Consider the following 12,962-nt stretch of genomic DNA (forward strand, 5'->3'; position numbering starts at 1 on the left):
CAGGTATGTCAACCCTGAAGCATTCAACACTTGATACGTTCAGCACCCAAACCGGCCTGAATGGCCAGTTTTACAGCCTTCCCAAACTGGCTGAATCGGGCTTTCCCAACCTGCAGCGCCTGCCCGTATCAATTCGCATCGTGCTTGAATCGGTATTGCGCAACTGCGATGGCAAGAAAGTATCTGAAGAACATATTCAGCAACTGGCCAACTGGCAGCCACAAGCCAAACGCACCGATGAAATTCCCTTCATCGTAGCGCGTGTGGTTCTTCAAGACTTCACCGGTGTCCCGTTGCTGGCCGACCTTGCAGCAATGCGCAATGTGGCACACAACATGGGTCAAAACCCGAAAAAAATTGAACCCTTGGTGCCTGTCGATTTGGTGGTCGACCACTCCGTGATGATTGACCACTTTGGTACAGCCGATTCACTGCGCCAGAACATGGAAATTGAATTCCAGCGCAATGGCGAGCGTTATCAGTTCATGAAATGGGGTATGCAGGCCTTTGATACCTTCAAGGTGGTGCCCCCCGGCATTGGTATTGTTCACCAGGTCAATCTTGAATATTTATTCCGTGGCGTGCGCAGCGCGGTAAGGTCTGGCGAGGAAAACGAAAACACCGTGTACTACCCCGACACCCTGGTGGGCACCGACAGCCACACCACCATGATTAACGGTGTTGGCGTTGTAGGCTGGGGCGTGGGCGGCATTGAAGCCGAAGCAGGCATGTTGGGCCAACCCGTGTACTTTTTGACACCCGATGTGGTGGGTGTTGAATTGACCAACGCCCTGCGTGAAGGAATTACTGCCACCGACCTTGTGCTGGCCATTACCGAGTTGCTGCGCAAGAGAAAAGTGGTGGGTAAATTTGTTGAATTTTACGGTCCTGGTGCAGCCAGCCTTTCCGTTACAGACCGCGCGACACTGGCCAATATGGCACCTGAATACGGTGCCACCATGGGCTTCTTCCCGCCTGATGCAAAAACTGTGGAATTCATGCGGAAAACAGGTCGCACAGCCGCAGAAGCAGACCGCTTTGAAGCTTACTTCAAGGCGCAAGGCCTGTTGGGTATGCCCGAACCCGGCGCGATTGATTATTCCGAAGTGGTGACACTTGATCTCGACAGCATAGAACCCTCACTTGCGGGGCCAAAGCGTCCACAAGACCGGGTGTTGTTGAAAAACATGAAACAGCAATTCAACACGCTGTTTTCAGAGCCCATGACCGCCAATGGTTTCGGCAAAGACTCAGCAACACTGAATACACGCTACCCTACCGGGCTGAACAAACTGGAAATTGGACACGGCGATGTACTGCTTGCAGCGATCACCAGTTGCACCAACACCTCCAACCCAGGGGTTATGTTGGCAGCGGGCTTGCTGGCCAAGAAAGCGGTCGAAAAAGGTCTGAAAATTCAACCACACATCAAAACCTCGCTGGGTCCAGGCTCGCGCGTGGTAAGCGATTATCTGGAAAAAACAGGCCTGCAACCTTACCTGGACAAACTGGGATTCAACGTGGCTGCTTATGGTTGCACTACCTGCATTGGCAATGCGGGCGACCTGCTTCCTGAAATCAACTACACCATTTTGAAAAACGATGTGATCGGTTGTTCCGTGTTGTCGGGCAACCGCAACTTCGAAGCGCGTATTCACCCCAACTTAAAAGCCAACTTTTTGGCTTCACCCCCTTTGGTTGTTGCGTACGCACTCAGCGGCAAAACCAATATGGACATGACCTCTGAGCCAATTGGCACAGGAAGTGACGGAAACCCCGTCTACCTGCGGGACATTTGGCCCAGCAACGCGGAAGTGAATGAATTGTTGCCCACTGCACTGGATGCACCCACATTCGTGCGCCTGTACAGCAATTTCACCGAGGGCCACGACCTGTGGAACAACGTACCCGCCCCCGAGGGGCAGGTGTACCCTTGGCCACAGTCCACCTACATTGCCAAGCCTCCGTTCTTCGATGAATTTGGCATGCAACCCTCTAAGGTGGAAGCGATTCGCGGCGCAAAACCCTTGTTGATTCTCGGTGATTCAGTGACCACCGATCACATTTCACCTGCCGGTTCGTTCAAGCCCACAACCCCTGCAGGCCAATACTTGCAAGAACACGAAGTGGCGCAAAAAGACTTCAACAGCTACGGCTCACGAAGGGGCAATCACGATGTCATGATTCGCGGCACTTTTGCCAATGTGCGTGTGAAAAACCTGATGATTCCGCCCGATGCAAACGGCAACCGGATCGAGGGTGGCTTTACGGTCAAAGACGGCAAACAAACCACCGTGTACGACGCAGCCATGGAATACATCGCGCAAGGCACACCCACCATTGTGCTGGCCGGCGAAGAATACGGCACAGGCTCGTCCCGTGACTGGGCTGCCAAAGGCACCCAATTATTGGGCGTGAAAGTGGTGGTGGCCAGAAGCTACGAGCGCATTCACCGCAGTAACCTGGTGGGTATGGGTGTGTTGCCCTTGCAGTTTTTGGACGAGGACTCCATTCAAAGTTTGAAGCTGGACGGCAGCGAAACCTATGATGTGATTGGGTTGGGCGAGAACACAGCACCGCAAGCCGAACTGGTGCTGCGAATTACCCGAGCTGACGGCAAGGTGCAAGATGTAAAAGTGCTAAGCCGAATTGACACGCCCATCGAGGTCGAATATTACAAACACAGCGGCATTCTGCCGTTTGTATTGCGGGAGTTGCTGGGGGCGTAAAGCGGTATTTAGCCCTTGTTACTTCTCGCCTGCTTCGCACCCTGACGAATCAACAAAAAGATAGGTACCAGCGCGATCATCACAATCATCAGCGCTGGTACCGCTGCTTCTGTCAAACGTTCATCCGAGGCGAACTGATACGACCGCACAGCCAGGGTATCGAAATCAAACGGCCGCAACACCAAAGTGGCTGGCAACTCTTTGATGACATCGACGATCACCAGCAACATACCGGTGGCGACCGATCCCTTGAGCACCGGCAAATGTACGTGCCAAAGCACCTGCCTTGGCGTTCTACCCAAGATGCGGGCCGACTCATCAATGTGTTTGGTAATTTGCTGCAAGCCAGAATCAACCGATTGCAAAGCAGCCGACGTAAACCGCACGTTGTAGGCATAAACCAATGCCAGAACGCTGCCCGTCAAAGCTGGCACCTGCCAACCCATGTCGTAGGTAAAGCGATCCACAGTGGCCAAAGGCAACAAAATGGCAATGGCCAAAATTGCTCCGGGCACACCGTATCCAAGTGAAATCAAACGGTAAATGGCAGTGACCCACCACACTTGTGCCTGCCGTTTTACATAAGCCAAAAATACTGCAAGCACCACAGCCACCATGGCTGCCATACCGCCCAGCAAGGCGGAATGATAAGCCCACTTCAAACTATTGGACCAATCGATTGATGTGTCTACATCCACCACCAGTGCCAGAAGTATCAGAACTGGCAACACAAAACCCAATATAAAAGGCATGACCGATAAAAATACAACCCACGCTGCTTGAGCGCCCTTCAACCGTTTGCGCTCTATTACGCTGCCCTTGCCCGACTGCGTGTAAAACTGCGCACGGCCCCGTGCTTTTGACTCGAACACAATCAGTGCCAGCATGACCGCCAGCAACATCACAGCCAACAGGGCCGCGCTTTCACGATCACCCAGATTCAGCCAAGTATTGAAAATTGCCGTGGTGAAGGTGCGCACGCCGAAGTAGGACAATGCACCGTACTCCGCCAAGGTCTCCATAAGCACCAAAGTAAGGCCAACCACCCAAGCCGGTCGCGCCACGGGCAAACCAACCTTCAGGAACGCGCTGGTTGCGCTGTGGCCCAAGGAGCGGGCTGCATCCAGCATCGAGGGGCTGCGCCCCAGAAATGCAGTACGTGCCATGATGTAAACATACGGATACAAGACAAAACTGAGCACCAAAATTGCGCCAGTGGTGGATCGAATCTCGGGAATTCTGAATTCACTACCCAAAACTTCCCGCAGACTGCTGGCCAGCCAGCCAGAATACTGAAGTGCGTCCGTATAGGCATACGCAATCACATACGAAGGCATGGCCATGGGCAGCAACAACAACCATTCAAGCCATTTACGCCCTGGAAACTCATGTGCAGACACCCACCAGGCGGGCAAGACACCCATGGTACTGGTCAAAATAACAACACCTATACACAGGTAGATTGTTTGCCCAATAAGGTCGGGAAGAATGGTACTGGCCAAATGCGTAAGCACCTGAGGAGCTTGAAACAGACTAAAGCCGGCCAAGCCAAATAAATAGACGAACGGCAGCAACAGCAGCAAAGCCAGTAGCGCTATAGAAATGCGACTTCTTAACCCCAGAGTAAACAAACCAACCGCCCAGACATGGCAAAATAGAAGTGAGAATGATTTTACTTTAAGTTCATGCAGATCACCGGAACCCAAGGTGAACTGCGTGGTAATCAGACCACGGCGCCACAGAAAAAATGAAACAATCCACAGCCCTGAGCATCAATGAATTGAGCATTCTGTACCCAGGGGGCAGTGCCCCTGCCGTTCGAAATGTCAGTTTTGAACTGGCTCAAGGTGAAATTGCTTGTTTGCTCGGCCCCTCCGGTTGCGGGAAAACCACCCTGCTTCGCGCGATCGCGGGGTTTTTGATGCCCACCCAAGGCAATATTTTGCTGAAAGGTGAAAAAGCCAGCCAACCAGGTAAAGTACGCAGCCCTGAGAACCGCAATGTGGGCGTCGTTTTTCAGGACTATGCCCTGTTTCCCCACCTTAGCGTTCGAAAGAATATTGAGTTTGGGCTGCACAAACGAAGTGAGCAGGATAAGCGCAATCGAAGTGGTGAACTGCTGGCATTGATCGGTCTGGAAGCCTTGGCCGACAGATACCCCCACGAACTTTCGGGCGGTCAGCAACAACGCGTTGCGTTGGCACGCGCCCTTGCACCCAAGCCCACATTGATTTTGCTCGACGAGCCTTTTTCCAACCTTGACGTCGAGCTGAAAGAGCGCCTGACATTTGAAGTTCGGGAAATATTGAAAGCGGAGAACATGAGCGCCATTTTGGTAACCCACGACCAACATGAAGCCTTCAGCATGGCAGATCGCATCGGCGTGATGCACGCCGGTGAGTTGCAGCAATGGGGATCGTCTTACAGCCTCTATCACCAACCCAACTCACGCATGGTGGCTGATTTTATCGGTCAAGGTGTGTTTTTACCTGGCAAGAAAACTGAACAAGGTTTGCAAATTGAATTGGCTCATCTTCGTTTGACTGAAGACCAGCTTCCCGAAAGCGACGAGTTTGATGTGTTGATTCGTCCGGATGACATTATTCACGATGACGCCAGCCCGATGCTGGCCAAAGTGGTCCGCAAGTCTTTTCGTGGTGCGGATTTTCTATACACCCTTGAGCTGGAAAGCGGTGTGCATGTGTTGGCCTTGGTGCCAAGCCACCACAACCATGCAATAGGCGAACCCATCGGGATCAAGCTGGAGCTTGATCACGTGATCACTTTTGACAGGATTTAATTATCCCAGGTCGGACGATCCTGGGCCACTGGTGGGCAGGCCGCCATCTACGTCGGCATTGCTGGCTGTAGAACTGATCGACGAGGCACCACCCGCAGACGCAAAAAGCTCGGAGGCTTCTTGAATGCTATTGGGGCTGGAGAAATCCAGTGTGAGCGGGAAGGCTTCAGGGGAGGTAAACAGCGCGTCCAGCGTGGCCGCAAAAGCCAGGGAATGAGAGCTTCCAGCCAATTCGGGCTGAGCAAACAAACCTGAATCTATTTGCATGGAGGTTAGCAATGAGTCAACATCAAATGCGGACACCTCTTGTACCGCATTGTTTACCTCATTGGACAACTCACCAAACACGTCTTGGCTCAAAGTGTTCAAGTCAAGCACCTGTGCTTGAATATCGGCGATAAGCTGAGTCAACTCCGAGTGACTGAGTTCGCCATCCAAAGCATGCTTCACGCGCGGCATGACATCTAAAAGTTCAGAGTTCAAGGCTTCAAAGGACACTTGTTCATTCATGGTGTTCAGAATTCCTGCAGAATCTGCGTTGGCAAGCAAGGCCGGGTCTACGCTGGCCAGACTTGACGAACTTTCAAATACGCTGACATCACTGACACAAGCCTGAGAAATGCTTCGCAGTTCGCCAAATCCGAGAGACGGTGCGCTGGAAAACTCTTTGGGATCCAGACCATCAGCCGAGGAAAAAGCAATTCTGGACGACGCAGCAGATGGTTCGTAACTGTCAAAAAACTCAATCGTCGCTCGACTGACAGGGTCGCGCAATTCTCCAGCGGAGTAGCTGAGATCGGTCTGCACTGACAATTGAATGACGGAATTTGACATAAACCCAATTTTTTTGGTGACGTTCTATCATTTTATACGATAGGCCACTCAAATTGGATTCAAAACTACCCCCCATCAAAAAAGGGGGAGAGTTTTATTTATTTTGATCCAGAGAACCCAGCAATCCGTCCAAAGCACCGCCCTCGGTGCCAGCGCTGGAAGATATTCCACTGCTGAGTGAATCCAGCAAGCCAGAATCAGATTCACTTGAAGAGCTACTCAACCCAGACAGCAGGCCTCCGCCATCAGTGATCGGCTCCAGTATGGGATCCAGCAAGGGATCGGTGATGTCGGTGACCGGGTCGGTGATATCGGTGATGGTATCGACAATTGGATCAACAACCGGGTCGGTGATATCGGTGATGGTATCGACAATTGGATCAACAACCGGGTCGGTGATGTCGGTGATGGTATCGACAATTGGATCAACAACCGGATCGGTGATGTCGGTGATGGTATCGACAATTGGATCAACAACCGGATCGGTAATGTCGGTAATCGTGTCGATGATTGGATCAACAACCGGATCGGTAATGTCGGTAATCGTGTCAATGATTCCTGTCACCGGATCAGTGATCGGAGACAAATCCAGGTCTGGCAGGGAACCCACCAAGGACACGATCTCATCGAATGTCGAATCAAGATTCAACAAGCTGTCGAGCTGAGGGTTGGCGCCAACATTGATTGTTCCCAACAGATCGGTCAAAACAGTTGAAACTTCCCCGGCATCTTGGAAAATATTCAAACCCAAATCGCCGCTTGGCAACCCGGTTTGTGAAGAGACCTGGCTTTGAACATCACCACTCAGGTTATCGAACACAGAATCGAAAGTACTGTTCAACAGATTGATTTGATCCAATACAGAATCAATGGCTGCTTGCAGATTCTCTGGGCCGGGGTTTTGATCCAGACCAGCGATCAGGCTGTTCAATGCATCATCCGGATTTATTCCACCACCGCCTTCCAGCATGGCCATCAGTTGCGCGAATTCGGCTGAAACAGGCACCATCGAACCGTCGGAATTGCCAACAGGCTTTAGCAGAGGCAGATCTGAAACGTTTGAAGTACCCGACATCTGCGCGAAAGCCTTGTCACCCAAGCCCGCCAAAGTTGCCGATTCACCCACCGATGCTTTACCAAAGGTAACCGGGGCAGCACTGGCCACTTGTGCAGCCATACCCATTGCACTTGACGCACCACTTGTATCAGCCGCCGCAACGGCGCCCAACAAGCCCGCACCTGAATAGGCAGGCGATAAACCCGAAAATCCGCTGCCCGCGCCGGGCGAAGTGGAAAACTGGTTCTTTGCAGCATTACCGGAAAAACCAGTATTGGCACCCAAACCTTCGAAATCAGATGTATTAAGAGTCGATTGGAGAAACTGCATGTTCAGCGCAGAGGGATCGGCGAGCTGCTGTTCAGCGCGCTCAACAGCCAAATCCTCAGCTGTACTCTTGGTGTTTTGAATGTCGTCGCCCATTTTTGTCGTTCCTCTGGGAATCGCCCCGTTCACGCCAGTTTCTCAGGGTTTGAACCCTGCGAATGGATGAATTAAGGCAGTAAAGTGCCCCTGTTTTCACAGTGTGGGCACTTTACCTACAAAAATCAAGACTTTACCGATAAAACCGAGGGTCTAGAACGGGTGCTGGCTTCAAGCTCGGACGCAACTCTTTTTCTGCTGCGCTACCCTGCACACGGCTACGCTCCGAACTTTTTTCGATTTCCAGCCGTTGCGCCGGGGTGAGAACAAAGCCAGCGGCCTTTTCCACCTCGGTTTGGCTGACATCCAAACCAAGCTTCTCGGCAATTTTTTGATCCGCTGGGCTGCTTGCAATATCAGCCGTGTCTTTCAAGCTGCTTTCCAATCGCTCACGCTCGGGGGTTTTTGAGAAAAACAACTCGAACCAGTCACCCTCTGCACCTGCAGTCGGCATCAACAAACCCATGGCATGCATCAAGCGGAAACCTGCATCTCTCGCATCAAATACTGCATTGATGTACGCGATCAACACGTTGAAATATTCAACTTGCGCATCCAGCATCACGATCACGGTTTCGCGACCAAAATCACGAAGGCGTTTACGATTCTTGAATACCTGCAAGGAATCTGCATAGGCGCCACGCAAAGTAACCGAACGCGATTGACCTGCGTTCCACTTGCCCCATTGAAAACGGACACTTTCCTCAACCCGCAACCGGGCAGCAGCAAGCTGGGCGCGTCGTGTATCAATTGTGGCGGCGGCCTGGTTAACACGGGCCACCTGCTCGCCGCCAGAGAACGCGCTGTATTGCAAACGCAAATTCACCGAACTGTCGGTTCTATCACCAGTAAACGGGTCAGGCTCACCAAAAAATTGCTGAATACCGACCAGGTTTAAAGAGGGATACAAGCTCGCATCTTCGGCCGTGTAGTTGTGCCGGGCTTTCACAATCTGACTTTCAGCGACACGAATTTCCGGATTGGAAAACAAGGCTTTGGTAACGGCCTCATCCACCAACTGCGGCAACATATTGCGCTGAATCTCCAATTCTGGCACGTTGTACCCTTCCGGATACACACCGAAGTAACGGAAGTAAGTGGCGCGCGCCTCTTCAAACTGCCCCTCAAAGTTCACCAAACGGTCTCGGGTCACGGCCAAACGTGCCTTTGCGAACTGCGCATCGGTGACACCGCTGCCGCCCAATTCAACCCGGCGTTCTTCCAAGGCCAACAACTGCGCAACTGCCGCCTCTGCCGCACGTGAAGCCTCAACCAACAAGGCATTGCGAGACAGGGTGCTGCTGGCCAGAAAGCTTTCAAGCACCACATCTTGAATCGTTCGTACGAATTGCCCATCGGCAATTGTTCCGTCCGTCTCGGCTGCTTTCACCCTCGCGGTAATTCGACCTGCGGTGTAAATGGGTTGGGTAACCGTGATATCGGTCGATTGCCGGTTGGTTACAGTTGAGCTGGAGCTTGCATTTGCCCCCACAGTAATTTTTGGGTAATAGGCCGCTCTGGCGCCATCCTCAATAAACTGCGATGCATTCACATTAATGCGAGAGGTAACAATTTCAGGGTTGGTTCGCAACATGTTCAGAAAGCGAATTTTGGTGAGCTCTTCCTTGCTCATCTTTGCGGCTTCGGCAGGGGCAATTCGGCGGGCACGAAACTCATTGTTGTCGTTGCCCACATTGGCGGAAGGTGCTTCACGCTCGGGCAGGTCTTGCGCACCCACTGGAAATGCAAGAAGGCCCGCAATCAGCACACACAGTGCTTTGCGAGCCCATACGCCCCCCTGGGTCATGTCCAATTGTTTTGTCATGTGTTGCTTTATGGTTCTCTGAAGGCTTCTTGCTTCAGCTTCAATACAGGTTTTAACAAATAATAAATAAAGGGTTGTGAACCCACATTAATGTCTACTTCGGCAGTCATACCCGGAGAAATGCGCAATGGCGCATCGGGGGTTCCAAAAAACGCTTTATCGGTGCTCACGATCAAACGGTAATGTGGGCCGGTTTCCTCGGTTCCTGGGTCAGTATCTGCGGCAATCTGGGTGACCTTGCCCGGCAACGTGCCATAACGCAAGAAATCGTATGCAGAAACCTTCACTTCTGAAGCCTGATCCATCGTGACATAACCGCGATCGGCAGGAGAAAGTCTGGTTTCTACCACCAATACCTCGTCTACGGGAACCACTTCCATAATCGGTTCGCCCTGGCGTACTACGTTACCCACGGCCTGCAATTTCAGGTTTTTAACGACACCGTCAATCGGTGAGCGGATTACCGCACGGTCACGCTGATCACTGGCACGATCAATTTCATCTTTCAAACTGGCAAGCTGGCGTTCAAGCGTGGTTAATTCATCTGCAGCCCTGCGGCGGAACTTCCCATCTTCTTCCACGCGGCGGGCACGGCTTTGCCCAACCGAGGCCTGCGCCGACGCAATGGTTTGGCGCATCGATGCAATTTCGGCAGTCAGGCTGTCATAATCGCGTTTCTTGGTTAGATACTCCAACTGCGACACCAAGCGCTCACGCACCAGTTCGCGGGTAATCTCCAACTCGCGCAAGGTAGTCACCGAACGGTTCTCCAAGCCTTCAAGTTTGGCCTGCAATTCGCCTACTTTGCCTTGATTACCCAGCATTTGGCTGTCATTAACGCCCAAAATACCATTCAACTCGGTGATTCGCGCAAGATAGGTCGCCTGCTCAGTGCGGTACAAATCGGGATAATCCGCAATAATTTCTGCCGGATACTCTGGCGCTTTGCCTGAGGCCTCGCCCAGCAAACGCGCACGACTCATCTCAAGCGCGGCCCGGCGGCTTTTCAACTCTTCAATATTGATACCCGAAGTCGCCAGGTTCAGTTGAACCAACATTGCACCTTCTTTGATCACGTCGCCTTCTTTGACAGCCAATTCCTGAACAATACCGCCTTCCAGGTGTTGAATACTTTTGACGCGACTTGAGGGGATAACCTTACCAGGCGCGGTAACCACCTGATCAACACGAATAAACAAGGAGGCAAACAAAGACAGGGCGATCAAACCCAGTGCAAACCTGCTTTTGGTGTCAAAACCGCCGCCGTTGGGCTTGTACAAGGCTGGCACTTCATAAGGCTTCAGATCATTTTTGCCGACTTCGGCCAAAGCATTGTTGGACTTCATAATTTCTCGACCTTCGCTCATTAGGCTTGAGCGGCCTTACCGCCCGCATCAGTATTCGCTTGCCCTGCTTGTCCACTGGCTCCCAAAGTCTGCTTTGTGGCATCGGAAGAAACCTGCGACGCCGCCTTGGGGGCCGCTGGCACTGGTTTCGGTACAGAAATACCGTACAACAGCTTCAACATTTCGGGTGTGGCACCCACATGCAACTTGGAGGCCTTGTCCAGATAAATAATCTTGTCGCAGATGGACATCAAGCGAACCGAATGCGTCACCATGATGATGGTTTTAACAGTGGCCAAACTTTTGAATACGGCCATCAAGTGGGTTTCAGCGGCAAAATCCAGATCGTTTGTTGGCTCATCGAGCAACAACACTGGTGCGTCAGACAAGAAAGCCTGGGTAATCGCAACCCGCCGGCGTTGCCCACCCGACAAGCGGTTACCACCCTCGCCCACCTGTGTCATGTAGCCATCAGGCATCTTCGCAATAAACTCATGTGCACCTGAACGTTTGGCGGCCAGCAAAATTTGCTCGTCGCTCGCGTCGGGGTTGGACCGGCGCAGGTTCTCAACAATGGTGCCTTCGAATAGCTGTGAAGTTTGGGGCAAAAAGCCGATCCACTTGGCAAGCTCTTGGCGGGAGAACTGCGACAAATCGTATTCGTCGAGCAGTACTCGGCCACCTTGCGGTTCATACAAACCGCGCAGCAATTTGAGCAAGGTTGATTTGCCGGCACCGTTGTCACCGGCCAAACCGTAAATACCTCGGGGGCCAATCTGGGCTGACACCGATTTCACCACTTCCTTTTGTGCACCCACGTGCTGGTAGCTTACGTTTTCCAAACGCAAGGCACCCGAAGGCATAGGCAAGTTCAACCCGGTGTGCTGTTTTTCTTCATCCGACGCAAACACCTTATTCAGGCGGTCAGTGGCTTCGCGGGAATGTGCAATTGAACGCCAATGTCCCGTCAACGCAGCCAAAGGACCAATGGCCTTTGCAGCCAACATATTGGATGCAATCAAACCACCGACGGTCATCCACTGGTTGATCACGGCATAAGCGCCTACCGCGGTAATGGCCACGTTCACACACAGCATGATGGAAACGGACAGCTCGCGCTGGTCTTCCATTTCGCCATTTTTCTGGAATGACTCTTGAACCCAAGAGTTGTAGCTCGAGACCCATGCGCGTTTGGCAGAATCGTCCTGAACCAGGCTTTTGATGGCTTCGCGGCCGCGACAAACCTCGGCCAGCACCTCATCGCGTCGACGGGCGCGCGAGAACTCTTCCACCCTGCGCTTTCTGAACTCACCCGAGCTATACCACGAAAGTGCTGCCAAGCACGCCAAACCAATCAGCACAACAGGCAAGACAGGCAATGCAATGGTCGCAATCAAACCGATGGCCAAAATCGCAAACGGCAAATCCAAAATGGTCATGGCAACCGCGCCACTCCACACAACACGCACGGTGTCCACATCTTTAAACAGGGAGTACCAAGCGGCAGTTGAACGCGCCTCAAGCTGCCGCAATGGAATCGACAGAATTTTATTCATCAATTTGCTGGCAATTTGCCCGTCGATTTTGACCGCAGCCACGCGTAAAACGCGAGCGCGGAACGAGCGTAAAATAAGGTCGGCCGCCAGCAAAATACCCATACCGATCAACAGAGCGGTCAGAGTATTAAGACCAGAGCGATAGATCACCCGATCGTAAACCTGTAAAGCAAAGACCGCTGGAAACAGGGCCACCAGATTCACGAAAATAGACAGCAACGCCGCACGCTTTAACAAAGGCAAAGCAGTGCGTATAACGCCCTCAACGGTTTTGGAGCTCGATGCCTCAACGACGCCTTCATCTGCGTTGGCGTCGCCAGACTTCTCAGCCTTCAGCCCGAAATTCCAGAGCGCTTCAAGCCTTTCTTTGAACAAATATTTAACCGACATTG

Annotated in this window: 8 protein-coding genes; 2 read left to right on the forward strand and 6 right to left on the reverse strand. The window is 52.3% G+C overall.

Going from position 1 to position 12,962, the window contains the following annotated elements; genetic code table 11:
* Positions 1-5: 5 nt before the first annotated feature.
* A complete protein-coding gene (gene acnA, locus FRIGORI9N_RS04575; RefSeq protein WP_159568679.1) occupies positions 6-2,729 on the forward strand; it encodes an aconitate hydratase AcnA in 2,724 nt (907 codons plus the stop codon).
* 8 nt (positions 2,730-2,737) lie between these two features.
* On the opposite strand, the gene FRIGORI9N_RS04580 is transcribed toward acnA, so the two are convergent.
* The gene (locus FRIGORI9N_RS04580; RefSeq protein WP_159568680.1) at positions 2,738-4,165 is read right to left on the reverse strand and encodes an iron ABC transporter permease; all 1,428 of its coding nucleotides are present in this window, start codon (positions 4,163-4,165) and stop codon (positions 2,738-2,740) included.
* A gap of 311 nt (positions 4,166-4,476) precedes the next feature.
* Between FRIGORI9N_RS04580 and FRIGORI9N_RS04585 the strand changes: the two genes are divergently transcribed.
* Complete coding sequence (locus tag FRIGORI9N_RS04585) at positions 4,477-5,529, forward strand: ABC transporter ATP-binding protein (protein ID WP_201301406.1); 1,053 nt, start codon at positions 4,477-4,479, stop codon at positions 5,527-5,529.
* On the opposite strand, the gene FRIGORI9N_RS04590 is transcribed toward FRIGORI9N_RS04585, so the two are convergent.
* The 5 genes from FRIGORI9N_RS04590 to FRIGORI9N_RS04610 all read right to left on the reverse strand — a co-directional run bounded on the left by FRIGORI9N_RS04590 (position 5,530) and on the right by FRIGORI9N_RS04610 (position 12,960).
* A complete protein-coding gene (locus tag FRIGORI9N_RS04590; protein ID WP_159568681.1) occupies positions 5,530-6,363 on the reverse strand; it encodes a hypothetical protein in 834 nt (277 codons plus the stop codon).
* A 94-nt stretch (positions 6,364-6,457) separates the two neighbouring features.
* The gene (locus FRIGORI9N_RS04595) at positions 6,458-7,843 is read right to left on the reverse strand and encodes a hypothetical protein (protein WP_159568682.1); all 1,386 of its coding nucleotides are present in this window, start codon (positions 7,841-7,843) and stop codon (positions 6,458-6,460) included.
* A 133-nt stretch (positions 7,844-7,976) separates the two neighbouring features.
* Positions 7,977-9,668, reverse strand: a complete 1,692-nt coding sequence (locus tag FRIGORI9N_RS04600; protein WP_159568683.1) for a TolC family protein — start codon at positions 9,666-9,668, stop codon at positions 7,977-7,979.
* A gap of 8 nt (positions 9,669-9,676) precedes the next feature.
* Complete coding sequence (locus FRIGORI9N_RS04605) at positions 9,677-11,014, reverse strand: HlyD family type I secretion periplasmic adaptor subunit (protein WP_159568684.1); 1,338 nt, start codon at positions 11,012-11,014, stop codon at positions 9,677-9,679.
* A gap of 20 nt (positions 11,015-11,034) precedes the next feature.
* On the reverse strand, positions 11,035-12,960 hold the full coding sequence (locus tag FRIGORI9N_RS04610; protein WP_159568685.1) for a peptidase domain-containing ABC transporter: 1,926 nt from the start codon (positions 12,958-12,960) through the stop codon (positions 11,035-11,037).
* Positions 12,961-12,962: the final 2 nt, after the last annotated feature.

Origin of the sequence: Limnobacter sp. 130, from assembly GCF_902506325.1 — a bacterium.
Taxonomy (GTDB): Bacteria; Pseudomonadota; Gammaproteobacteria; order Burkholderiales; family Burkholderiaceae_B; genus Limnobacter.